The sequence below is a fragment of the Kitasatospora sp. NBC_01246 genome (assembly GCF_036226505.1).
In the GTDB taxonomy this organism is placed as follows: Bacteria; Actinomycetota; Actinomycetes; order Streptomycetales; family Streptomycetaceae; genus Kitasatospora.
In genome coordinates this window covers 6,504,831-6,529,561 of the sequence record NZ_CP108484.1, presented here as the reverse complement: position 1 = coordinate 6,529,561, position 24,731 = coordinate 6,504,831, and the positions used below count along the sequence as shown (strand labels likewise).

The following is a 24,731-nucleotide window of genomic DNA, read 5'->3' as shown; positions in this document are numbered from 1 at the left end:
TCACGCGCGGCCGTGGTCGGGCCCGATTGTCATATTCATGTCTTCGAGGGGGTCGGGCCCGGCGTCGTAGACCGCGACGCCGACCCGGTACCCGCTGTCCAGCTCGAAGGTGTGGAACCCCCACTCCTCGCCGGTCCCGGTGCTGCCGTCGGGTCGCCGTACCGGGACGGGCCGGCCGTCCGGACCGAAGCCGAACTCCGTGAAGTCGAACCGCATGCCCTGCCCGGTCGCCTTCCGGTACGCCTCCTTGAGGGTCCACAGCCGCACCAGGGCCGGGTTGCGCTCCTCCTCGGCCTGCGCCGCCAGCGTGATCAGCTCGTACGCGGTGCACACCTGGCGGCTCAGGCCGCCCTGGTGCATCGGGCGCTCGGCGGGCTCGGCGTCCACCCCGATCAGGCCCCGGGTGGTGATGCCCAGCAGCAGCAGGCCGTCGGCCTGGCTGAGGCTGATGTCCACCCGGTCGCAGCCGCGCAGGTACGGCCGGCCGGTGGGGCCGTACGCCAGCTCCGGGGCGTCCGGGCCACCGTCCGGGAGGGCGGCGGCGGCGTGTTCGAGCAGCGCCCTGGAGGCGGCGTGGCGGTGGCGCACCTCGGGGTGGGCGAGGTCCAGGTAGCGCGACCGGTCCCGGTCGAGCGGCCCGCGCGGTTCCCCGCCGCCCGGCGGGACGGGCACCAGGTCGGCGAGGTCGGCGTGGACCACGGCGGTGCCGTACGCGGCCAGGTCGGCGCGCACCCCGTCCCAGGACCCGTCGAGGGCGGCCACCCGCCTGGGCCGGCCGACCGGCGGTCCGATCGTGGAGTTTCCCGGGTCGGTCATGCTCGTCGCTCCAGAACTGGGTGGGTCGTTGCGGGGCCGCGCGCCTGCGGGAGGGCGCGGTGAGGGGTGGCCGCGGTGACGGGTGATCGTGCGGTGGGCGGGGTCCGTCGACGCCCCGGAGCGCAGCGCACGACGGCCCGGGCCCGCGCGCGCCCGGCGGTGCTGACGGAACGTGACATGACACCCCTCGGGTCGTCTCCGGTCCTGCGGGTCCCGCACACCGGGCCCGTCATACGCCCCGATGGTCGCGCGGACCGCTAAAGCCCCGCTTAGGTGGGGGATTTCTCGCGATCGGTGCCCGGGGCGGCCGCGAACCCGTGGGCGGTCAGCGGCAGGGGCGGCCCGCCCCGCCCGAGGTGGCGGCCCCGGGCGCGGACAGCGCGGACAGCGCGCACGGCAGGTCCATGGTCAGCCGGGTCGGGCCGCCGGGCGGGCTGCTCAGGGTGAGCGTGCCGTCGAACGCGGCGAGCCGGCACTGGATGCCCCGCAGTCCGCTGCCCAGCCGGGGGTCCGCGCCGCCGTGGCCGTCGTCGGCCACCTCGGCCCGCAACCGCCCGGCGGCGTGCGAGAACTCCACGCTGGCGCGCCGGGCACCGCCGTGCTTCACGGCGTTGGCGAGCGCCTCGCTGACGGCGAAGTAGACGGCCGACTCGACCGGCGCCTCGGCCCGGCCGGGGACGTCGGCCCGCACCTCGACCTTCAGCGGGACGTCCAGGGCGAGGGCGCGCACCGCGGCGACGAGTCCCCGCTCGGCGAGGACCGGGGGGTGGATGCCCCGGACCAGGTCGCGCAGCTCCTGGAGGGCCCGGACGACGTTCGCCTGGGTCTCCGACACCAGCTCCTTCGCCGCCTGCGGATCGCGGTCGATCAGCGCCCCGACCGCGCCGAGGCGCAGACCGACCGCGACCAGCCGGGCCTGCGCGCCGTCGTGCAGGTCGCGTTCGATCCGGCGCAGTTCGGGAGCCCGGGTCTCGCCGAGGTCCGGACGGCCCCCGACCGGCGGCCCGCCCCGGCCGGTCGGCGCGGCCCGCTCGGTGGGCCCGAGCAGGGAGGTCGGCGCAGCCTGCTCGGTGGGCCCGAGCAGGGAGGTCGGCGCAGCCTGCTCGGTGGGCCCGAGCAGGGAGGTCGGCGCGGCCCGCTCGGTGGGCCCGAGCAGGAAGGTCGGCGCAGCCTGCTCGGTGGGCCCGAGCAGGGCGCGGGTCCAGCGGCCGTGCAGGCGCAGCACCCGCTCCGCCAGACCGAGGCCGGCCGCCGCCAGGGCGAAGCCGAGGAGCGCGGTGTCGGCGCCGTCCAGCGGGAGGAAGGCGGTGTGCAGGGCCGGCTGCGCGAGGCCGGCCAGGCCGCAGCCGACCAGGAGCAGCGGGACGGCGGCGGTCGCGCCGCCGATCAGCGGGTTCAGCAGCACCCAGAGGTAGTCCCGCCAGGTCGCCGGGTCGGTCCAGAGCCAGCGGACGGTGCGGGTGTCCCCGGTGGGCCGGCCGCTCCGCTGGTGCTCCCCCGCGGTCGTCCTCCGGAGGGGCGCCGGGCGCTCCCGCTCCGGGCGCGGCAGGTAGGGCGACGGCACGGGCACCCCGGACCACGCCCCGGCCAGCCGCCGGGCGAGGCCGGCCGCCGCCCTGGTGAGTCCGGTGACCGCAGGGAACAGCGGGAAGACCCCGAGGCAGAACCAGAGCACGAAGCCGATCAGGGTCGTGACGAGCAGTCCGAGCGCGGGCGGGACGAGGACGGCCAGCACCGCCAGCCGGCCGAGGGCCGTCGCGTGCCCCCGCGCCCGGGCGACGGCGGGCAGGCCCGTCGGCCGCTCGGCCGCTGGGGACGGCATGCTGCTCACGGCTCCTCCGGCGGTCGGTTCGGTAGCGTCCGCTCGACGCCGTCCACTGCGGTGGTCGCTCCGGGACCTTCGGCTCCGACAGTAGGGCGCACGGGCGGCGGCCAGGAGCCACTCGGCCACCCCTTAGGGGTAGCGGCGGCCCCGACCCCTGTTCGCGGGCCCCGGAACAGGGGTGCCCGTCGCGAAGTCAGGGGTTCGCCACCGCACGGCCGGCGCCCGGTGTCCGGTCCCGCGCCTTCCCGTGGTTCGTGCACCGAGGTCGTTCCGCTCGCCGGTCCGTTCGACCGATCCGCCGGGAGCACACTCGCCCCTCCCCCGGATTCGGCGATTTCCGATCGTTTTCCCTCCTCCTGCCCATTCCACCGGTCGTCTTGCGCACGGAATCGATTCGGTGGGATATCCCTGGGGCGTCTTGAAATCGAACAGTCAGGAAAGCCGGTGGGGGTAGGCCCACTGCGTACGGGGCATAGCGGGGTGGCCGGGCGGCCGGGCGAACCGTAGGTTCTCCAGTCCGGGCCGACACCGGCACGCGCAGCCAGCATTCGAAAGGACAACCGATGTCCGTGGTGATCGAGGTGCGGAACCTGCACAAGACGTACGGTGACCGGGTCGCGGTCGATGACGTCTCCTTCTCCGTCGAGGAAGGTGAGATCTTCGGGATTCTCGGGCCGGCTGGTGCGGGCAAGACCACGATCCTGGAATGCCTCGAAGGGCTCCGGGACCGGGACGGCGGCCGGATCGAGGTGCTCGGCCGCGATCCCCGGCCGGAACGGACCGGGGTGACGCGGCAGATCGACGCCCGCCTCCAGGACGACCGGGCACCCGACCACCCGCGGATCGCGGAGGCGCTGTCGCTCTTCAGCTCGTTCTACCGCGACCCCGGCGACTGGCAGCGGCTCATGGACGCGCTCGGCTTCACCGCCGGGAACGGGACCGAGACCGCCGGGAACGGGACCGAGGTGACCGGTCCGGCGTCCGGTCGGCCGGACCAGCGGCCGGACCAGCGACCGGACCAGGTGCTGGCGAGCGCGCTGGAGCAGGTCGGGAACCCGAAGGTGGCGGTCTTCGACGAGCTGACCACCGGGCTGGACCCGCGGTCGCGGCGAGACACCTGGGAGCTGATCGAGGCCGTTCGCGCCAGTGGCGTCACCATCCTGCTGGTCACCGGTTCCTGGGAGGAGGCCGAGCGCCTGTGCGACCGGGTCGCGCTGATCGACCGGGGCCGGCTCACCGTCACCGACACGCCGGCCAGGCTGCTGGAGCGCGTCCGGAGCGGGCAGCGGATCCAGTTCCGCCCGTCCGCCCCGTTCGACCACCGCCTGCTGGCGCGGCTGCCCGAGGTCAGCGGCGTCAACCGCCAGGGCGACCACGTCGTGGTGACCGGCACGGACGAGGCGCTGGGGAAGGTCACCTCGCTGCTGGCGCGGCACCAGGTCCTGGCCGAGAACCTCCGCGTCGACCAGGACGCCCTGGAGGCGTTCCTCGGTCTGATCAGCAGGCGCTCCGCCTGAGCCCGCACGGGGGCGCGCGGACCGCGGCGCCCCCGGACACCGTCCGGCCCGGTGCCGCCCTACTCGGCGGCGACGACCTGGGCCCGCCGGTTCAGCTCCTGGGCGAAGTCCTCCCAGATCTGGGAGTTCTGACGGGAGAGCTGGACGATCAGCTCGATGCAGTGCGAGGGCACGGACGCGCAGATGTCCGACATCTCCTTGGCGCCCAGCACGTTCTCCTTGAACATCCGCAGCAGCCGCCGGCCCAGCTCGTTCTGCCGCAGCGACGGGTCCCGCATGAGCTTCTCCAGCGTGACGGTCGAGGGCGGACCGACGACGACCGGGGTGCGGTCCGGCTGCTGCTCCCGGGCGGAGCCCGCCGGGGTACCGGCGGGGGTCCGCTGACAGGGCACGGGACCCTCCCCGCGCTCCAGCCGCCGGCGCACGTCGAGCGCCGTCGCGGGCGAGACGCCGGCCGACCGGGCCACCTGGCGCAGCGAGGCCTCGGGGTTCTCCCTGATCAGCTCCGCCACCCGCAGCCGCCCCGTCGCGCCGTTCAGCGGTCGGACCTTGCCGTCGCGCCCCACCCGGAAGTTCGAGGCGGGCACGCAGTCGGAGGAGCGGCGCAGCTCGGCGACCGCCCTGGCGCCCAGTCCGGTCGACTTGGCGACGGCGCGGTCCGACATGGTGGGGTGCGACTTGAGGATCCGCAGCGCGGCCGCGTTGCGATCGGCCTGCGACAGCGGAAGGCCGTGCTCGATGTTCGACTCGACCGCCTTGAGGAACGCCTCCTCGCTGCTGCCGTCGAAGAACCTGACGTCGATCGCGTGACGCCCCTTGAGGGAGGCCGCCATCAGCCGGTGGATTCCGTCGATCACCCGCATCGTCCGCCGGTCGACCAGAATCGGCGGCAGCGGACTCTCGATCGCCGCCAGCCGCAGGACGTGAATCTTGTCCTCACCCTCCAGACGCGGTGAGTCCCCGGGCAGGATCTGCATGATCGGAACCGAGACGATTTCCGACTCGCCAATCCAGTGCTCATCAATTCTGAGCGGCATGACACTGTGGGCTAGAAGTCCCATACTGCACCCCCATGACAACTCGGTCGAGTCATTTGCAGCGGAAGCGGAAGCTGTCTGTTCCGGCAGGTCGGCAGCCGGAGGAACGTCGCACCGACCCCCAAAAGTCAATAGCGTTCGATCGGATTAACCAGAACCGCACGCTAGCAGCCCCGGACACCGCCCCGGAAGCTTCCGCCTGGGGATATAGGGGTCCCCTCACCGGATGTAAGGGCCCCCCGATTCCCCCCTCCTACCGGCCTGCTCCGGCCGCGGCCGGCCCCTGCCCGGGGAGGGTCGGAGGTGCTCGACGGGGTGGCAGGGGGTGCTCCACGGCGTGGCCGGAGGTGCTCCACGGGGTGACCGCGGCGGCCACCGCCGACCGCACGGAAAACGCGGCGAAGCTCCGGTCGGGGTGACTCGAAAGTTCACCCTCGGCCGGAGCTCCGCCGCGTTCACACCCACCGCCACCTGGGCGGTTTCTTCGTCTCGTGCCGACAGGCTAGGCCGCCTCGGCGGCCGCCTCCTCGACCGGCGCCTGCGGCACCGCCGGGACGCTGAGGCCCGGGACCGTGAGGTCCGGAACCGTCTTCACCGTCTCCAGGGCCGACTCGATGGCCTCGGCCAGGGAGGGCGCGACCTCGTCGTCGAACTCGATCCTCGTGACCGGGACCTCCGCGTTGGTCGGAAGCGCATCGGTCGAGAAAGTCGCGCCGGCGAAACCCGCGTCCTGCAGGATCGTCGATTCCTCGTCGGAGATCTCCCGACTGAGCACCAGAGAGAACTTGTGTCCCACGTACGTCACCTCTCAATGTCGCCGCGTATTTTGGAACAGTAACCGGGATCATCGGGGCAACGCAACAGGCAGCCACGCTCCCTCGGTCCAAAGGAATACCAGTCGGCCGGCCGCCCGGCCACCGTTCAACTGCCGCCCGCTCGCCGGTTGAGCGGATAACGCGGGGCCGGGCCCGCAGATCTCCTTGCCGCCGTTCCGGCAATTCGCTATGTTCGGGTTCAATTGACAATCCGGTATGACGACCTTCTGGAGTGGCATGTCTCGGCCTTCGCCCGGAGATGAACTGTGGTGCCGACGTTTTCACCCTGCCGAAAACGCGACCGCCCGACTCGTATGCCTCCCGCACGCGGGCGGCTCGGCCTCCTTCTACCTTCCGGTCTCGGCGGCACTGAGCCCCGCGGTCGACGTCCTCGCCATCCAGTACCCGGGACGGCAGGACCGGCGGATGGAGCCGGCCATCGACGACCTGGCGGTCCTCGTCGACCGCCTCTACGAGGTGCTCCGGCGCCAGCCGGAACTCCCGCTCACCTTCCTCGGACACAGCATGGGGGCCGTCATCGGGTTCGAGCTGACCCGTCGACTGGAGGCCGACGGGCACGCTCCGGTGCGGCTGTTCGCCTCCGGGCGCCGCGCGCCGTCGACGGTCCGGCAGGAGAACACCTTCCGCAGTGACGACGCCATCCTGGCCGAGGTCCGCCGGCTGAGCGGCACCGCGTCGGCCCTGCTCGGGGACGAGGAGATGATGCGGGCCGCGCTGCCCGCCCTCCGGGCCGACTACACGGCGGTCGAGGGCTACCGCTGCGCGCCCGGGATCACGGTGAACAGCCCGATCACCGTGCTGACCGGCGACAACGACCCCAAGACCACCCTGGACGAGGCGAAGGCCTGGGCCGAGCACACGACGGCGGAGCTCGACCTGCGGGTGTTCGAGGGCGGGCACTTCTTCATCAGCGAGCGGAGCAAGGACGTCATGCAGGTCCTCGTCGAGCACTTCCGGGGTGCGGGCGCCCGGACCGCCGGCTGACGGTCCGGCCGCACCACCCGGCGACTCCCGCCCCCCCGGGGCCTCCATGGTCCTCAGGCCCCGCAACCGCCCGGCACGTCCGGGCGGTTGCGGGGCCTTCGCCGTCCGTCCCGCCGCACCCCTTCGCACCCGCCGCGCTCCGCCGGCTCGCCGACGGTTCGCCGGCCGATCGACGCCGGCCGCCCGCGGACCCCGGACACGCCGGAGCCGTGCACCGACCGGACGGTCCCGGTCGGTGCACGGCTCCGGTGCACGGTTCCGCTCTGCCGTACGCCGTCGACGTGCGGGTCGTTCGGCGTCCCGGTCGCGCTACTCGGCCACGTACGTGCTGTGGGTCCAGACGAAGACCCGCAGCTCGCGGTCGTCGACGAGAGTGGTCTCGGAACTGGCCTCGAAGTGCTCGTAGCGGTTGCCGAGCGGGACCTTCACCTTGGTCGCACCGGTATCCGCCACATGGCGCAGCCGCTCCGCACCGGTGAGCACGGGGGCGCCGGTGAGGAACACGTTGGGTGCACCGTTGTCGTTCATGATCACCCTCACTTCTCTGGGGTTCGGGATTCCTGTTCTTCTCCGGTCTCGGTTCCTCGACGTCCCTCGACGAGGCGCGCGCGGTGGTTCCGCTCTCCCCCGGGGCCGGGTCGGCCCGGCCGGAAGAGGGAAGGGCCGGGTGCTTCGGGGGAGCGCACCCGGCCCTGGCCTTGCGCATGATCGTAACAATCCCAATCGCCCTTGGCAGCGCGGCAGTTGAACAGTCGAACGGCCTGCTCGGGAGGGCTCCGCGGGGAGTGGGTCCAGACCCACCCACCCGTACGGACAGACCCATGTCGGGGCGGGCCGGCGATCCGTAATGTCGTTAGCACAACGACACGAAGGAGCAGGAACCATGGCGAACACCAGCGACATCACGGCCTCGGCGGCGCAGCTCGGCGAGTCCCGCACGCAGGACGCATTCGACACCGTGAAGAAGTGCATCACGCTCTTCGGCGCCGTCGGCGCCATCGTCCTGGGCACGGTCGCCGTCATGGCGTTCACCGGCCACGAGGCCTCGCCGTTCATGTGGATCCGCGGCGCGATCCTCTTCCTGATCACCTTCCTGCTGCACCGGATGACGGCCCGCGCCGCCCAGGGCTCCTACAAGGCCTTCGACCGGGTGCGCACCCTCTCCACGATCATGCCGATCGCGATCATCGTCGTCGACCTGATCCCCGGCCTCTGCCCGGTCTGGTACGCCGTCCTCCAGGGCCTGTCCGCGCTGGCCCTGATCGGCGTCGCCGTCCTCACCCGCGGCTCCGCGCTGAGCGCCGTCTTCCCCGCCCCCGACAAGAAGTGACGTGCTGAGGACCTGCTCCACCCCTCCGATGGCCGGACCCCCCTGGGCATCCGGCCATCCGGCGTCCGGGCCCCCGGTGCGCGCGGGACACCCGCGCGGGTGGCGTACCGGCAACCCCGGCAGGGGACCCGCCCGGCGTACGTTCGCAGGTACCGCCTGAGGAACCGGCGCCCGGCTGACACAATGATCACCCTTGCGAAAGGAACTGGCAGATGCGGATACCGCTCGGAGGCAATCCCCTGCGGTGGGGCGCCGGGATCGGGCTCGGGCTGTACCGGTCCGTCGTGCTGACCGGCCTCACCTGTGTGATGGCCCTGGTCGCCGTGCCCGTCGCGGTGGCCGGCTCCGCCCTCGCCTACTCCTGGTCCGACGGACTGTCCGCCCCGCTGGCCGTCCGCGCGCTGGCCACCCTCGGGGAGACCCTGGTGGTGGTCCTCTGGGTCGCCGTGTCGCTCTGGGTGGTCCACCCGCTGACCAGCCGGGCCCTCGCCAGGGGCGCGCGCCACTGCGCGAAGAAGTGGCTCGACCTGGAGATCCGGGTGGCCTACCGCCCCGTCCCGCCGGTCACCAGGATGGCCACGGGCTTCTGGTGGGACGGTCACGAGTACCACAAGTCCGAGCGGGAGGCCCGCCGGCGGGCCAAGGTGCACGCCCGGTTCCACGACCCGCAGCTGCACTGGGACGGCGTCTGGTCCCTGGTCGCCTCGGTCACCGTGCTCCCGGTCGCGGCCCTGCCGCTGCTCGCGATCGGCTACGGCGGCTACATGGCGCTGACGCCCGCCCTCACCGGTTACGGCGTCGCCGTGATCGTGGCCGGCCTGGTCGGCGCCCCATTCGCCTGGCGGATCCTGGGCCCGATGGGCCGGCGGTTCCTCGGGCCGGTCCCGAGCACCCGGCTCGGGCGGCGGGTCGAGGAGCTGGAGGCCATCCGCGCCGACCTGACCCAGACCCAGGCCGCCGAGCTGGAGCGCATCGAACGGGGCCTGCACGACGGCGCCCAGGCCCGGCTGGTGGCCATGGGAATGTCGATGGGCGCCGCCGAGCAGCTGGTGGACACCAACCCCGACGCCGCGAAGGCGATCCTCGCCGAGGCCCGGGCCACCTCCGCCACCGCGCTCGCCGAGCTGCGCTCGCTCGTCCGCGGCATCAACCCGCCCGTCCTCGCCGAGCGCGGACTGGTCGACGCCCTGCGGGCCCTGGCCCTGGACTCCTCGGTGAAGGTCAACGTCTTCAGCGAGGTGCCGGCCCGGCCCGAACGCCCCGTCGAGTCGGCCGTCTACTTCTCCGTCGCGGAACTGCTGGCGAACGTCGCGAAGCACTCCCGCGCCGAACGGGTCAAGGTCGAACTGAACTACGCGGCACGGTTGCTGACTGCTACCGTGAGCGACGACGGAATCGGCGGAGCGGCCGCATCCACAGGGTCCGGGCTGAGTGGCATCGAGCGCCGCATGGCGGCGTTCGGCGGACGTCTGGAGATCGACAGCCCGGCCGGTGGACCCACTCGTATCACCGTGGCGGTGCCGTGCGAATTGTCGTAGCCGAAGACCTCTTCCTGCTCCGCGACGGGCTGGTGCGCCTCGTCGAGGCGTACGGCCACACCGTCGTCGCGGCCGTCGACTCGGGGCCGGCCGCGCTCGACGCGCTGGTCACCCACAAACCGGACGCGGCGATCGTGGACGTCCGGCTGCCGCCGACGTTCTCCGACGAAGGACTCCAGGCCGCGCTCTCCGCCCGCCGGGTCGTCCCCGGGCTGCCGGTGCTGATCCTCTCCCAGCACGTGGAGCAGCTGTACGCGCGCGAGCTGCTCGCCGACGGCCACGGCGGCATCGGCTACCAGCTCAAGGACCGTGTCCTGGACGCCAACCAGTTCATGGACGCGGTCCAGCGGGTGGCCGACGGCGGCACCGCGCTCGACCCCACGGTGGTCGCCAAGCTGCTGGGCCGGCCGATGCGGGCCGACCCGCTCGCCACCCTCACCGAACGGGAGCGCTCCGTCCTCGCGCTGATGGCCGAGGGGCTCTCCAACACGGCGATCGCCAACCAGCTGTTCCTCAGCGAGGGCTCCATCAGCAAGTACACGACGGCGATCTTCGCCAAGCTCGGGCTCGCCAACGACGACGACACCAACCGCCGGGTCCGCGCCGTCCTCACCTACCTCGGCGCCGACGGGCAGGGCGAGGACTGAGCACCGGGCAGCCGGACGGCACACGGCAGCGGCCCTGCGGGATGTCCTCCCGCAGGGCCGCTGCCGTGTGCGCGGGACGGTCAGCCGGCCGGCGCCTGCGCCCGTGCCGAGTCCCGGACGGCGGCGGCCAGTTCACGCGGCGTACGGCGCTCGAACACCTCGGCCAGGCTGACCGACACCCCGCTGATGTTCTGGAACTCCTGCATCGCCAGCGCGGCGAGCATGGAGTTCCCGCCGTTGGCGAAGAAGTCGGTGTCGGCGTCGAGCGCCTCGTCCCGCAGGATGCTCCGCCACAGCCCCGTCAGCTCGGCCGTCAGGTCGTCGACGTCGCGCCGCTCCGGGCGGTCCGGGCCGGACCGGGTGGCGGCCGCGCGCCGGGCTTCGACCATCCGCTGCAGCGCGGGGTAGTCGACCTTCCCGCTGCCGTTGACCGGCAGCGAGTCGACCGTCACGAGGTCCCCCGGCAGCATCGACCGGGACAGCCGGGCGCGGGCGTGCGCCCAGACGCTCCCGGTGTCGATCGGCCCGGCGGCCGGCTCCAGGCAGCCGATCAGCACGGCGTCCGCGCTCGGGTCACCGACCATGACCACCGCGGCGCCGCCGACCTCGGGGTGCGCCAGCAGGGTCGCCTCGATCTCGCCCAGTTCGATGCGGTTGCCCCGGAGCTTGACCTGCCGGTCGCTGCGGCCGAACAGGTCGAGCAGGCCGTCCGCGCGCCAGCAGGCGACGTCGCCCGTCCGGTAGAACCGGCCGAACCCGGGGTGCTCGCCGAAGCGCTGGGCGTTGAGGTCCGGCCGGCCGTGGTAGCCGATCGCCACCCCGACGCCCGAGATGCAGAGCTCGCCGCGGATGCCGACCGGCAGCTCGCGGCCGTGGCGGTCGAGCACGTGGACCCGGGTGTTGCGGATGGGTGCGCCGACGTCCAGGCGGCCGGCCGGCGCCTCGGTGACGACGCGTGACGTCGACCAGATGGTCGTCTCGGTCGGCCCGTAGGCGTGGTGCAGCACGCAGCCGGCCGCCACCAGCCGCCGGGCAAGGGACAGCGGCACGGGCTCGCCGCCCACGACGACGCCGCGGCCGCGCAGGCAGTCCGCCACCCGGTCGATCACCAGCCGCCAGGTGGTCGGCGTCGCCTGGACGAACCGTGCCCCGTACCGCTCGATCAGCTCCCGCAGGACCCGGCCGTCGCTCCTGGCCCGGTCGGGGGCGGCCACCAGCCGGCCGCCGGAGCTCAGCGACACGAACAGTTCGAGGCCGGAGATGTCGAACGCGAAGGTGGTCGTCCACAGCGTCGTGTCACCGGCCGCCGCGCCGAACTGCTCGGCGAAGTGCGCGACCGCGTTGGCCAGCGCCGCGTGGTCGACCAGCGTGCCCTTGGGCAGGCCGGTCGAGCCCGAGGTGTACATCAGGTACGCGCAGGCCGCCGGATCCACCGCCGCGGGCCGGGCCTCGGCCGGCGCCCGGTCCGGCGCGTCCTCGACGGCCGGCGCGGTCAGCACCACCGGGCCGGTCCCGGCCGCCTGCTCCGGGCCACCGGTCCCGCCCGTGGCCCCGGCCGGGCCCGCGACCAGCACCTTCGCGCCGGAGTCGGAGAGCTGGTGGCGGATCCGCTCCTCGGGGTGGGCCGTGTCGACCGGCAGGTACGCCGCACCCGCGAGCCACGCCCCCAGGACGGACGCGACCAGTTCGGGCCCGCGCGGAAGGGCCGTCGCCACCACGTCGCCGGCCCGGACCCCGGCGCCCCGGAGGAGGGCGCCCATCGCGTGCGCCGCGCTCCACAGCTGCCGGTACCGCACCGAACGGTCGCCCTCGACGACGGCGACCGCGTCGGGCGAGCGCAGGACCTGGGCGTGGACGGCTTCCAGGACGGAGCCGGGCCGCACGGGCCGGGCGGTGTCGTTCGCCGCGCCGATGATCGCGTGGTCCCGGTCGCTCCAGCACCGCACGTCGCCGACCGCGCGGTCCGGGTCCTCGGCGAAGGAGGCCAGCACCGCCTCGAAGCGGCCCAACAGCAGCTCGGCATGGGCCCGTTCGAAGAGCTCCGTCCGGTACACGGCCCGCAGCGAGACGGCGTCCGCCGTCGAGGTGGCGCAGAGCTGGAGGTCGAACTTGCCGAAGCCGCTCCCGACGGCGATCGGCCTGACCGGCAGCCCGTCCAGGGCCGGCGCGGCGGCGCCGCTCGCCGTCCGGTGGTCGAACACGTGCCGGAAGGGCAGCGACCACCGGCCGGTCCGCGCCGCGGGCATGAGGTCCGCCCGGGCGTCCACGGCCACGTCGGCGTGCGCCGCGCCCGTGCGCAGCCGCTCGCCGCTGCGGCGCACCAGCGCGCGGACGCTCTCCGCGCGGTCCAGCCGCAGCCGCAGCGGCACATGGGTCACGTGGTACCCGATCGTGCGGGCGGCGTGCGGCGGCCGGAGATCGACCGGGCACCCGACCAGCAGGTCGGGCCCGGCGCCGGACGCCTCCAGCAGCACGTAGTAGGCGGCCAGCAGGACGGCGGACTCCGGGACGCCGAGGTCCTCGGCGAGGCGGCGGACCCCGGCCACCGTACCGGGCGGCAGGGTGCGGTCGAGCTGCGCCGCCGCCAGCGTCGGGCGGTCCGGCTCGGGCTCGGTGCAGGCCAGCTCCATGGTGCCGGTGCTCGCGCCCGCCAGCTCCGCGCGCCAGTGGGCGAGGCTCTCCGGGGTCGGATCCGGCTCGGTCCAGCCGGGCACGGGCGCGGGCGCTGCGTTCCTCTCGGTGTCGGCGGCGGCGTCGGCGTTCTCGTAGGCCGATGCCAGGTCCGCCAGGAACACCGGGACGGACACCTCGTCGAAGACCAGCTGGTGCGCCGTGACGCAGAGGACGTCCGACTCCGGCGAGCGGAGGAGCACCGCCCGCAGCATCGGCCCCCCGTCCAGCCGGAACGGCACGGCGGCCACCGATGCCAGGTCGGCCTCACCGGGTTCGCCCGCCAGCACGACCTGGACGAGCTCCAGCCGGAAGTCGGCCGCGGCGACCACCCGCTTGGTCAGCCGGGTGCCGTCGACGCGGTAGACGGTGCGCAGGGCCGCGTGGCCCCGCAGCACGACGGCCAGCGCCGCGTCCAGCCGCAACGGGTCCAGCCGGCCCGCGACGGCGAACGCCGCGGACACGTTGTTCACGGGCGTGCCCGGCACCAGCGACTCCAGCAGCCACAGCGCCTCTTCCCTGGGGGAGACTCCCGCGTCGTCAGCCGGATCCGCAGGCGTACGCCCTTCCGCGGAAATCATCACGTCACTCCTCTACCCGTTACCAGTCCGTTGGGTCCGCCGGCGTTCCCGCTGCTGCCCGACCGCTCAGATCCCCAGCTCTTTGTCGATCAGGTCGAAGATCTCGTCGTCCGTCGCCCCGGTGATGTCCTCGTCGGAGGGCGCGCCGTTCGCGTCCGCACCGCGGAACTCCTCCAGGAGCAGTTCGAGACGGCTCGTGATCTTCGCGTTCTGGCCGCCGCCCCGCCGGGCGATCGCGGTCAACAGGGACTTGAGCCGGTCGAGCTCGCCCAGCACCGGCTCGTAGTCGATCTCCTGCTCGGCGACCCGGTCCCGGAGGTACCGGGCCAGCTCCGCGGGGGTGGGGTAGTCGAAGACCACCGCCGCGGGCAGCCGCAGCCCGAGGGCGCCGCTGATCCGGTTGCGGAACTCCAGCGCCGTCAGCGAGTCGAAGCCGAGCTGACGGAAGTACCGGCCGGCCTCGATGGATTCGGAGCCCGGCCGGTTGAGCACCAGGGCCGCCTGGGTCAGCACCAGGTTCAGGACCGCGCCCTCCAGCTGCTCCGGCGGGAGCGCGACCAGCTGGTTCAGGAGGCTCCTCCCGCCCTCCGGACCGGCCCCGCGCCCCACCGAGCGCCGACCGGGGCGGACGAGCCCGGTCACCAGCGCCGGCACGACGCTCCCGGGGCGACGCATCGCGGGCAGGTCCAGCCGGGCCGCGACCAGCAGGGGGTCGACGGCGTGCGCGGCCGCGTCGAGCAGCGCGAGCCCTTCGGAGGCGGACAGCGGCTTCAGGCCCTGCCGGGCCATCCGACGGCGGTCGGCCTCGGTGAGCTCACCGGCCATGCCCTGCTCCCAGGGGCCCCACGCCAGCGACACACCGGGCAGGCCCTCGTGCCGCCGGCGGGCGGCCAGCGCGTCCAGGAAGGTGTTGCCGGCCGCGTAGTTGGCCTGCCCCGGGGTGCCCCAGACACCGGCCACCGAGGAGAAGAGGGTGAAGGTGTCCAGGTCCAGGTGGCGGGTCAGCTCGTGCAGGTGCCAGGCGGCGTCGGTCTTCGGCCGCATGACCCGCTCGACGCGGTCGTCGGTGAGCGAGCCGACGACACCGTCGTCGAGAACGCCCGCCGTGTGGACGACCCCGGTGAGCGGCTCGCCGTTCAGTACGCCCGCCAGTTGCGCGCGGTCGGCGGCGTCGCACGCCACCACCCGCACGCTCGTCCCGGCACCGGCCAACTCGGCCGCCAGCGCGGACAGCTGGGCGGCGGCCGGGCCGCGACGGGAGGCCAGCAGGAGCCGTCCGGCCTGTCCGCTCGCCGCCAGGTGCCGGGCGACCAGACCGCCCAGGGCACCGGAGGCGCCGGTCACGAGGACGGTGCGCGGGCGGTCGGTGGCGTGGAGCCGGTGCCGGTCGTCCCGGCCGTTCTGGCCGTTCTGGTTGTTCCGATTGTTCCGATTGTTCTGGTCGTTCCGGTCGTTCCGGTCGTTCCGGTTGGAGGCCTGCTCGCCCGGCTCCTGCCGGTCCTGATCGGCCGCACGCGTCAGGCGCGGCACTCGCACGGTGCTGTCCCGCACCGCGAACCCGGGCTCCCCCAGCGCCGTTCCGGCCACGACGAGCGGCCCGGAGCCCGCCAGCTCCGCCACGTCCGCCGACACGATCCGCTCCGGATGCTCACCGGCCGCCGCCCGCACCAGTCCGACCACGCCCGCGCTGTCCAGTCGCACGCTCGCGCCGCAGCCGGCATCCACACCGCGCTCGGTCACCACGACCAGCCGGGTCCCGTCGAGCGAACCCGCCGCCAGCCAGTCCCGGAGCACCGCCAGCACACGCAGCACGGCGGCCCGCGCCGCGGCCGGGACGTCGTCCGCGCCTTCGCCGGTGGTTGTTCCGAAGGGTGCTGTTCCGGGAACGCCGCAGACCAGCACGACGTCCGGGACCGCAGCCCCCGCCTCCACCGCGGCGACCAGATCCGCCACGTCCGCGTACGCCGCGGCGCCGGGCACGGCCAGGCCACCGTCGTCGCCCAGCACCGCCCACGCCCGACCCGGCTCGCCGGCCGTCTCCGGCGCGGCGACCGGCACCCAGTCCACCCGGAAGAGTCCGTCACCGACCGCCCCCGCGGCCCGGTCCAGCAAGCCGGCGGCCGGCGCTCCGAGCACCACCGAGCCGACCGAGACGATCGGCTGTCCGGACTGGTCGGCCAGGGCCACCGAGACGCCCTCACCCGAGGGCGACGGCGCCACCCGTACGCGCGCCGCCGGGGCGCCCGAGGCGTGGACCGTCACGTCGGCCCACCCGAGGGGCAGCAGCGGCCCCTCCTCGGCGGCCTGTTCCAGGCCGATGAGGTGCAGCGCGGCGTCCAGCAGGGCGGGGTGCACCCCGAACCCGGACACCTCGGTCCCCTCGGCCGACGCCACCTCGGCGAACACCTCGTCGCCGCGCCGCCACGCGGCCCGGACCGCCGGCCGGTAGCCGAGCCCGGCCGCCGCCAGCCGTGCGTACATCGCGTCCACGTCGGCCGCCTCGGCACCCACCGGCGGCCACTGCACGCTCCACGCCGCCGTGTCCGCTCCGGAGTGGCCGGCCGGCTCGCCGGGCTCGTCCGGGGCCAGGGTGCCGGACGAGTGCCGCACCCACTCCCCGCCGTCCGCCCGCGCGAACAGCGCGACCTCCCGCCGCCCGGCGGGACCGCTCTCCCCGACGGTCACCTGGACGCGCACGCCGCCGCGCTCCGGCAGCACGACCGGCATCTCGACGGTCAGTTCCTCGACCCGTCCGCACCCCACCTCGTCGCCCGCGCGGACGGCCATCTCGACCAGCGCCGCCGTGGGGACCATGACCCGGTCCCTGAGGAGCGACTGGGCCAGCCACGGTTGCGCGGCCAGTGACAGCTGCCCGGTCAGGGCGACGCCGCCGGTGCCGGGCAGGGTGACGGCGGCGCCGAGCAGCGGGTGTCCGGGGTTCTCCAGTCCGAGGTCCTCGGCGCGGCTGCCCGCCGTCGCGGTCAACCAGTAACGCTGACGCTGGAAGGCGTAGGTGGGCAGGTCGACCTGCTGGGCACCGGTGTCCGCGTAGACCTGCTCCCAGGCGACCGGCACACCCCGCACGAAGAGCTTCGCGAGCACGGTGAACAGGGCACGGGGCTCGTCACGGCCGCGACGGAGCAGCGGGAGCCAGACCTCGGGCTCACCCTGGTCGTCCGTGCGGGTCTGCGGGCCCATGCCGGACAGCACACCGTCAGGGCCGATCTCCACGAACGTCCGCACACCGGCGGCGCGAAGGGACTGCGCGGCGTCGTGGAAGCGGACCGCCTCGCGGACGTGCTTCACCCAGTAAGCGGGGTCCGTGACCTCGTCCGTCACCGGGAGACCGGTCAGGGCGGAGACCATCGCCAGCTTGGGCGCGCGGTAGCTGACGGCGGCGACGACGCGGGCGAACTCCTCCAGCATCGGCTCCATCAGCGGGGAATGGAACGCGTGCGAGACCTGGAGACGCTTCGTACGTGCGCCGGACGCGACCAACTGTGCTGCCACAGAAAGGACTTCGTCCTCGACGCCCGAGATCACCACAGCCTTGGGGCCGTTCACCGCGGCGATACCGACACCGGCCCGGCCCGCGATCGCTTCGAGAACCTGCTCCTCCGTGGCCTCGACGGCCACCATCGCACCACCGGAGGGAAGGTGCTGCATCAGCCGGCCGCGTGCGGCCACCACCGCACAGGCGTCCTCCAGCGACCACACCCCCGCCACATGCGCCGCGGCCAGCTCACCGATCGAATGACCGGCCACCACCTGCGGGCTCACACCCCACGACTCCAGCAGACGGAACAGCGCCACCTCGACCGCGAACAGTGCGGGCTGCGCCCACCCCGTCTCATCGATCGGACCCTCACCCCGGATCACACCCGCCAGGGAACCGTCCAAGTGCTCGGCCAGCCCCGCACACACCGCGTCGAAGGCGTCGGCGAACACCGGGAACGCCTGGTAGAGCCCCTGCCCCATGCCAACGCGCTGCGCACCCTGGCCGGTGAACACGAACCCGACCTTGCCCGCACCACCCACGGACCCGGTCACCACACCCGGAACCTCACGGCCCCCGGCCAACGCCGCAAGACCCGCCAGCAACTCCTCGCGGTCCGAGCCCAGCACCACCGCCCGCTGCTCCAACGCCGCCCGCGACACCACCAACGACCAACCAGCGTCCTGAAGATCAGCGTCAGACCGCTGTACGAAGTCCGCGAGCCGCTCCGCCTGACCGGCAAGACCCTCCGCCGACCGCCCCGATACCACCCATGGCACCACCGGGAGCGTCCGGTGGTCCGCCCGGGGGCGCGGAATGTCCTGCTCGGGAGCCTGCTCGATGATCACGTGTGCGTTGGTCCCGGAGAACCCGAACGACGACACGCCCGCCCGACGCGGCCGCTCACCCGTCTCCGGCCACGGCTGCGCCTCAGTGACCAGCCGGACCGCGCCCGCCGCCCAGTCCACGTGCGAGGACGGCTCGTCCACGTGCAGCGTCGCCGGAACGCTCCCGTGCTGCATCGCGGCGACCATCTTGATGACACCCGCCACACCGGCGGCCGCCTGCGCGTGCCCGATGTTCGACTTCACCGAGCCCAGGAGCAGCGGCCGGTCGGCCGGCCGGTCCTGGCCGTAGGTCGCCAGCAACGCCTGCGCCTCGATCGGGTCACCCAGCCTGGTCCCGGTGCCATGGCCCTCGACCACGTCCACCTCGGCCGCCGACAGACCGGCGTTGGCCAGCGCGGCCCGGATGACCCGCTGCTGGGATGGCCCGTTCGGCGCCGTCAGACCGTTGGACGCACCGTCCTGGTTCACCGCCGTACCGGCCACCACCGCGAGTACCTTGTGACCGTTGCGGCGTGCGTCCGAAAGCCGTTCGACCACCAGGACGCCGACGCCCTCGCCCCAGCCCGTGCCGTCCGCGGACTCCGCGAACGCCTTGCAGCGCCCGTCGGCGGCCAGACCGCCCTGCCGCGAGAAGTCGATGAAGGTGCCGGGCGTCGACATCACCGTCACACCACCGGCCAGCGCGAGCGAACTCTCCCCCGAGCGCAGCGACTGGCAGGCCAGGTGCAGCGCCACCAGCGACGACGAACACGCCGTGTCCACCGTCACCGCCGGACCTTCCAGCCCCAGCGCATACGCCACCCGCCCCGAGGCCACCGAACCCGTGCCACCCGTCCCCAGATACCCCTCGACCTCCTCCGGCACGAAGTGCGACGGCAGGTAGTCGTGATAGAAGAGCCCCGAGAACACCCCCGTCGCACTGCCCCGCAGCCCCGTCGGGTCGATCCCCGCGTCCTCCAACGCCTCCCACGACGCCTCCAGCAACAACCGCTGCTGCGGATCCGTCGCCACCGCCTCACGCGGACTGATCCCGAAGAACTCCGCGTCGAACTCCCCCGCGTCGTAGAGGAACCCGCCCTCCCGCGAGACGCTCCGGCCTGCGGCCGCCGGATCGGGGTCGTAGACGTCCGTCGCCCAGCCCCGGTCGGTGGGGAACTCCCCGATGGCGTCCCCACCCGAGGCGAGCAACTCCCAGAAGTCGGCCGGGGACGACACGCCGCCCGGGAACCGGCACGCCATCCCGACGATCACCAGCGGGTCGTCCTCGACCCGTGCGCGCCCGGAGGCCGGGAGCGCGGTACCCGTCGAGACGGGGTCGTTGCCACCGACCAGCTCACCCAGCAGGAAGCCGACCAGGGCCGCCGGGGTCGGGTAGTCGAAGACCGCCGTGGCCGGCAGCCGCAGGCCGGTGGCGCTGTTCAGCCGGTTGCGCAGTTCGACGGCGGTGAGCGAGTCGAAACCGACGTCCCGGAAGGACCGTTCGGCGTCCAGACTGCCCGGACCGGCCATCCCCAGCACCAGAGCGGCCTGCGACAGCACCAGCTCCCGCACCACCTCCCGCTGCTCGTCCGGCACCAGCCCGGCCAAACGCGCGGCCAGGGCGCTCCGACCGTCGGCGCTCGGCAGTCCGGCCGTGCGGCGGGTACGCGAGCCTGCGCGTGTCGCACGGACGAGGCCGGACAGCAGCGGCGGGACCTCGCCGGATCCCCTCAGGGCGGCCAGGTTCAACTCGGCCGCGACGAGGAGCGCTTCGGGCCGGCCGACGGCCGACTCCAGGACGGCGAGCCCGCGTGCGTCGGAGAATGGCCGCAGACCCTGCCGGCCCATCCGGCGGCGGTCCGCCTCCGAGAGCTCACCCGCCATGCCGTTCTCCCACGGGCCCCAGGCCAGCGACACCGCGGCCAGGCCCTCGTGCCGCCGGTGGGCGGCCAGCGCGTCCAGGAACGTGTTCCCCGCCGCATAGTTCGCCTGCCCCGCGTTACCGATCACACCCGCGATCGAGGAGAACAGGACGAACATGTCCAGGTCCAGGTGACGGGTCAGCTCGTGCAGATGCCACGCCGCGTCGACCTTCGGCCGCATCACCGCCGCCAACCGCTCCGGGGTCAGCGAGACGACGAGCCCGTCGTCCAGGACACCGGCCGCGTGGACGACACCGTTCAGCGCCAAGCCCTGCAGCGCGTCGGCGAGTTCCTCGCGATCGGCCACGTCACAGGCCGCGACCGTGACCTCGACACCCAGGCCCTTCAGGTCAGCGACCAGCTCCGACATTCCGGCGGCCTCGATGCCACGACGCGACACCAGGACCAGGTGCTCGACCCGCCCGCTCTCCCCGAGACGCCGGGCCACCAGACCACCCAGCGCACCCGATGCACCGGTGATCAGCACCGTGCCCGGACGACCCCCCGAGTCGGCGGCAGGCGTCGACGGCACCCGCACCAGCCTGGGTACACGCACCTGGCCCGCCCGCACCGCGAACTGCGCCTCACCCGAGGCAACGCCCAGGCGCAGCCACTCCATGGAGGCGTCCTCGACATCGGCGAGGACGATCCGGCCAGGGTTCTCCGCCTGCGCCACCCGGACCAGACCCCACACCGGAGCAGCCGCGACGTCCATCGACACCTCCGGACCGGCGTCCACCGCTCGGTCCGTCACCACCAGCAAACGGGACCCGGACAAGGACTCCGCCGCCAGCCACTCCTGCACCAGACCCAGCACACCGGCAGCCGTACGACCAGCCGCAGCCGGGACCTCGTCCACGGCGTCCGGCACAACCCGCACCACCACCACCTCGGGCACGACCTCCGCCGACGCCACCAGCGCCGCCAGATCCGGGAACGACTCCGCACCCGCCAGCTCCGCCGTCCCGAGGACAGCCCACCGACCACCCTCCGTCGCGACACCGGTCAGGTCAGCCGGAACCCACTCCACACCGAACATCGACTCATTCGCCGCCCCGGTGCCACCCGCCAGGCCCTCGGCCGAGGCCGCCCTCAGCACCAACGAACCGACCGACGCCACCAGCTCGCCCGCAGCATCGACCAACGTGATCGACACGCCCTCGCCCGAGGAAGCCGGTGCCACACGCACCCGGGCCGCCACCGCACCCGATGCGTGCACCTCGACGTCACTCCACGCGAACGGCAGCGTCAGGCCGTCCCCGTCGTCATCCAACCCCGCCACGTGCAGCGCGCTGTCCAGCAGGGCGGGGTGCAGCCCGAATCCGGACACGCCGACACCGTCCGGCAGCGCGACCTCGGCGAACAGCTCCTCGCCACGCCGCCAGGCTGCCTGCATACCCTGGAACACCGGACCGTAGGCGAGGCCACTGGCGGCCAGGCGTGGGTAGAACCCGTCCAGGTCTACGGTCTCGGCGCCCCCCGGCGGCCACTCGCCCGGCAGCACAGTGTCGGCACTCGGCGCGACCGGTGTCAGCGCGCCCGTCGCGTGCCGGGTCCACTCCTCCGCGAAGGCCGCCTCCTCGGACTGGGCATACACCGCGACCGCACGGCGGCCGGACTCGTCCGCCTCGTCCACCGTGACCTGCACCCGGACCGCGCCCTGCGGCGGGAGCACCAGCGGCGCCTCGATCAGCAGTTCCTCGACCCGGCTGTACTCGGCCTCGTCGCCCGCGCGCACGGCCATCTCGACCAGCGCCGCCCCTGGGACAACGACCTGCCCGGCCACCACGTGGTCGGCCAGCCAGGGCTGTGCAGCCAGTGACAGGCGCCCGGTCAGCACCAGACCCCCGCTGGCCGGCAGCGTCACCGCCGCACCCAGCAGCGGATGACGCGCCGGTGACTGGCCCAGCCCGGCCGCGTCCACCACGCCGGAACCGGTCGGCAGCCAGTAGCGCCGGCGCTGGAAGGCGTAGGTGGGCAGGTCGACCTGCTGGGCACCGGTGTCCGCGTAGACCTGCTCCCAGGCGACCGGCACGCCCCGCACGAAGAGCTTCGCGAGGGCGGTGAACAGGGCGCGGGGTTCGTCACGGCCCCGGCGCAGAAGGGGGAGCCAGACCTCGGGCTCGCCCTGGTCGTCCGTGCGGGTCTGCGGGCCCATGCCGGACAGCACACCGTCAGGCCCGATCTCCACGAACGTCCGGACCCCGGCGGCGCGAAGGGCCTGCGCGGCGTCGTGGAAGCGGACCGCCTCGCGGACGTGCTTCACCCAGTAGGCCGGGTCCGTGACCTCGTCCGTCACCGGGAGGCCGGTGAGGGCGGAGACCATGGTCAGCTTGGGCGTGCGGTAGCTGACGGCGGCGACGACGCGGGTGAACTCCTCCAGCATCGGCTCCATCAGCGGGGAGTGGAACGCGTGCGAGACCTGGAGACGCTTCGTTCGTGCGCCGGACGCGGCCAACTGCGCGGCGGCCTGCAGTACTTCGTCCTCGACGCCCGAGATCACCACAGCGCGAGGGCCGTTCACCGCGGCGATACCGACACCGGCCCGGCCCGCGATCGCTTCGAGAACCTCGCCCTCGGTCGCCTCGACGGCCACCATCGCACCACCGGACGGTAGTTGCTGCATCAACCGGCCACGTGCGGCCACTACAGCGCAGGCGTCCTCCAGCGACCACACCCCCGCCACATGCGCCGCCGCCAGCTCACCGATCGAATGACCGGCCACCACCTGCGGGCTCACACCCCACGACTCCAGCAGACGGAACAACGCCACCTCGACCGCGAACAGTGCGGGCTGCGCCCACCCCGTCTCATCGATCGGACCCTCACCCCGGATCACAGCGGCGAGCGAACCGTCCAAGTGCTCAGCCAGCCCCGCACACACCGCGTCGAAGGCGTCGGCGAACACCGGGAAAGCCTGGTAGAGCCCCTGCCCCATGCCAACGCGCTGCGCACCCTGACCGGTGAACACGAACCCGACCTTGCCCGCACCACCCACGGACCCGGTCACCACACCGGGAACCTCACGGCCCCCGGCCAGCGCCGCAAGCCCCGCCTGCAGCTCCTCGCGGTCCGAGCCCAGCACCACCGCCCGCTGCTCCAACGCCGCCCGCGACACCACCAACGACCAACCCACGTCCAGGACATCAGCATCGGAGCGCTCAACGAACGCCGCCAACCGCTCCGCCTGCCCGGCAAGACCCTCCGCCGACCGCCCCGAGAGGGACCACGGCACCACCGGCAGCGTCCAGCCCTCGCCCCTCGGCGCGACAGCCTCCTCGGCGGGCGCCTGCTCGACGATCACGTGTGCGTTGGTCCCGGAGAACCCGAACGACGACACACCCGCCCGACGCGGCCGCTCACCCGTCTCCGGCCACGGCTGCGCCTCGGTGACCAGTCGGACGGCGCCGGACTCCCAGTCGATCCGCGAAGACGGCTCGTCCGCGTGCAGCGTCGCCGGCACCACACCGTGCTGCATCGCGGCAACCATCTTGATGACACCCGCCACACCGGCGGCCGCCTGGGCGTGCCCGATGTTCGACTTCACCGAGCCCAGCAGCAGCGGCCGGTCGGCCGGCCGCTCCTGGCCGTAGGTCGCCAGCAACGCCTGCGCCTCGATCGGGTCACCCAACCGCGTGCCGGTGCCGTGGCCCTCGACGACATCCACGCCGTCGGCGCCGACTCCGGCGTTGGCCAGCGCGGCCCGGATCACCCGCTGCTGGGACGGGCCGTTCGGCGCCGTCAGACCGTTGGACGCACCGTCCTGGTTGACCGCCGTACCGGTCACCACCGCGAGCACCTTGTGACCGTTGCGGCGTGCGTCCGACAGCCGTTCGACCACCAGGACGCCGACGCCCTCGCCCCAGCCGGTGCCGTCGGCGGACTCCGCGTAGGCCTTGCACCGGCCGTCGGCCGCAAGGCCGCGCTGTCGCGAGAAGTCGATGAACGTGCCGGGCGTCGACATCACCGTCACACCGCCCGCCAGCGCGAGCGAACTCTCCCCCGAGCGCAGCGACTGGCAGGCCAGGTGCAGCGCCACCAGCGACGACGAACACGCCGTGTCCACCGTCACCGCCGGGCCCTCCAGCCCCAGGGCATACGCCACCCGCCCGGAGACGACCGACCCCATGCCCCCGGTGCCGAGATAGCCCTCGGCCTCCTCCGGTACGGGGTAGAACGGCAGGTAGTCGTGGTAGAAGAGGCCGGCGAACACGCCCGTCGCGCTGCCCCGCAGCCCCGTCGGGTCGATCCCGGCACCCTCCAGCGCGTGCCAGGACGTCTCCAGCAGCAGTCGCTGCTGCGGGTCCATCGCGATCGCCTCACGCGGGCTGATCCCGAAGAACCCGGCGTCGAACTCCCCGGCGTCGTAGAGGAATCCACCCTCGCCGGAGACGCTCTTGCCCACCGCGTCCGGATCCGGATCGACCAGGTTCCCCGGCCAGCCGCGGTCCGTCGGGAAGTGGCCGATCGCGTCCCCGCCCGAGGCCAGCAGCTGCCAGAACTCCTCCGGTGACGACACCCCGCCCGGGAACCGGCAGGCCATACCGACGATGGCCACGGGTTCCTGCTGCCGGCCCTCCACCTCGCGCAGGCGCTCCCGGGTCTGCGCCAGGTCGGTAGTGACCCGCTTGAGGTAGTCACGGAGCTTCTCTTCGTTCGCCATCCGATGGACGCCTTCCTCATTTCGCACGGTGGTACGGCGACG

Annotated in this window: 11 protein-coding genes and 1 pseudogene; 5 read left to right on the top strand and 7 right to left on the bottom strand. The window is 73.5% G+C overall.

Annotated features, from left to right (window positions below; translation table 11 throughout):
* Both OG618_RS27725 and OG618_RS27720 read right to left on the bottom strand, forming a co-directional pair.
* Window positions 1-816 carry a 4'-phosphopantetheinyl transferase family protein gene (locus OG618_RS27725; protein ID WP_329490264.1) on the bottom strand — a complete coding sequence of 272 codons (816 nt, stop codon included), beginning with the start codon at window positions 814-816 and terminating at the stop codon, window positions 1-3.
* A 325-nt stretch (window positions 817-1,141) separates the two neighbouring features.
* On the bottom strand, window positions 1,142-2,638 hold the full coding sequence (locus tag OG618_RS27720; protein WP_329490263.1) for a sensor histidine kinase: 1,497 nt from the start codon (window positions 2,636-2,638) through the stop codon (window positions 1,142-1,144).
* Between the two features lie 566 nt (window positions 2,639-3,204).
* On the opposite strand from OG618_RS27720, the gene OG618_RS27715 reads away from it, so the two are divergent.
* On the top strand, window positions 3,205-4,158 hold the full coding sequence (locus tag OG618_RS27715; protein WP_329490262.1) for an ABC transporter ATP-binding protein: 954 nt from the start codon (window positions 3,205-3,207) through the stop codon (window positions 4,156-4,158).
* Window positions 4,159-4,217: 59 nt separating this feature from the next.
* On the opposite strand, the gene OG618_RS27710 is transcribed toward OG618_RS27715, so the two are convergent.
* Both OG618_RS27710 and OG618_RS27705 read right to left on the bottom strand, forming a co-directional pair.
* Window positions 4,218-5,135 carry a ParB/RepB/Spo0J family partition protein gene (locus OG618_RS27710; RefSeq protein WP_329490261.1) on the bottom strand — a complete coding sequence of 306 codons (918 nt, stop codon included), beginning with the start codon at window positions 5,133-5,135 and terminating at the stop codon, window positions 4,218-4,220.
* Between the two features lie 562 nt (window positions 5,136-5,697).
* Window positions 5,698-5,991 (bottom strand): hypothetical protein, encoded by a 294-nt coding sequence (locus tag OG618_RS27705; RefSeq protein WP_329490260.1) that lies wholly within the window; start codon window positions 5,989-5,991, stop codon window positions 5,698-5,700.
* 235 nt (window positions 5,992-6,226) lie between these two features.
* Here OG618_RS27705 and OG618_RS27700 point away from each other — a divergent pair, with 235 nt between their 5' ends.
* Window positions 6,227-7,015: a thioesterase II family protein gene (locus tag OG618_RS27700; RefSeq protein ID WP_329490259.1), complete on the top strand. Its 789-nt coding sequence runs from the start codon at window positions 6,227-6,229 to the stop codon at window positions 7,013-7,015.
* 309 nt (window positions 7,016-7,324) lie between these two features.
* On the opposite strand, the gene OG618_RS27695 is transcribed toward OG618_RS27700, so the two are convergent.
* On the bottom strand, window positions 7,325-7,543 hold the full coding sequence (locus OG618_RS27695; RefSeq protein ID WP_329490258.1) for a DUF5988 family protein: 219 nt from the start codon (window positions 7,541-7,543) through the stop codon (window positions 7,325-7,327).
* A gap of 355 nt (window positions 7,544-7,898) precedes the next feature.
* Here OG618_RS27695 and OG618_RS27690 point away from each other — a divergent pair, with 355 nt between their 5' ends.
* The 3 genes from OG618_RS27690 to OG618_RS27680 all read left to right on the top strand — a co-directional run bounded on the left by OG618_RS27690 (window position 7,899) and on the right by OG618_RS27680 (window position 10,530).
* Window positions 7,899-8,345, top strand: a complete 447-nt coding sequence (locus OG618_RS27690) for a hypothetical protein (protein WP_329490257.1) — start codon at window positions 7,899-7,901, stop codon at window positions 8,343-8,345.
* Between the two features lie 212 nt (window positions 8,346-8,557).
* Window positions 8,558-9,883, top strand: coding sequence for a sensor histidine kinase (locus OG618_RS27685; RefSeq protein WP_329490256.1), 1,326 nt, complete (start codon window positions 8,558-8,560; stop codon window positions 9,881-9,883).
* Window positions 9,868-10,530 (top strand): response regulator transcription factor, encoded by a 663-nt coding sequence (locus tag OG618_RS27680; protein ID WP_329490255.1) that lies wholly within the window; start codon window positions 9,868-9,870, stop codon window positions 10,528-10,530. The genes OG618_RS27685 and OG618_RS27680 overlap by 16 nt, the downstream gene beginning before the upstream one ends.
* Window positions 10,531-10,610: 80 nt before the next feature.
* Here the strand turns inward: OG618_RS27680 and OG618_RS27675 are convergent, their stop codons facing one another.
* Both OG618_RS27675 and OG618_RS27670 read right to left on the bottom strand, forming a co-directional pair.
* Window positions 10,611-13,781 (bottom strand): non-ribosomal peptide synthetase, encoded by a 3,171-nt coding sequence (locus OG618_RS27675; RefSeq protein ID WP_329490254.1) that lies wholly within the window; start codon window positions 13,779-13,781, stop codon window positions 10,611-10,613.
* Between the two features lie 66 nt (window positions 13,782-13,847).
* Window positions 13,848-24,671: pseudogene (locus OG618_RS27670) on the bottom strand (SDR family NAD(P)-dependent oxidoreductase); the annotation flags it as partial.
* Window positions 24,672-24,731 lie beyond the last annotated feature (60 nt).

Bases quoted from the DNA above. Each gene is read 5' to 3' on its own strand.
- OG618_RS27725 (WP_329490264.1), bottom strand. From the start codon at position 816: ATGACCGACCCGGGAAACTCCACGATCGGACCGCCGGTCGGCCGGCCC.
- OG618_RS27710 (WP_329490261.1), bottom strand. From the start codon at position 5,135: ATGCAGATCCTGCCCGGGGACTCACCGCGTCTGGAGGGTGAGGACAAG.
- OG618_RS27690 (WP_329490257.1), top strand. From the start codon at position 7,899: ATGGCGAACACCAGCGACATCACGGCCTCGGCGGCGCAGCTCGGCGAG.
- OG618_RS27685 (WP_329490256.1), top strand. From the start codon at position 8,558: ATGCGGATACCGCTCGGAGGCAATCCCCTGCGGTGGGGCGCCGGGATC.
- OG618_RS27715 (WP_329490262.1), top strand. From the start codon at position 3,205: ATGTCCGTGGTGATCGAGGTGCGGAACCTGCACAAGACGTACGGTGAC.
- OG618_RS27675 (WP_329490254.1), bottom strand. From the start codon at position 13,781: ATGATTTCCGCGGAAGGGCGTACGCCTGCGGATCCGGCTGACGACGCG.
- OG618_RS27720 (WP_329490263.1), bottom strand. From the start codon at position 2,638: ATGCCGTCCCCAGCGGCCGAGCGGCCGACGGGCCTGCCCGCCGTCGCC.
- OG618_RS27700 (WP_329490259.1), top strand. From the start codon at position 6,227: ATGACGACCTTCTGGAGTGGCATGTCTCGGCCTTCGCCCGGAGATGAA.
- OG618_RS27695 (WP_329490258.1), bottom strand. From the start codon at position 7,543: ATGAACGACAACGGTGCACCCAACGTGTTCCTCACCGGCGCCCCCGTG.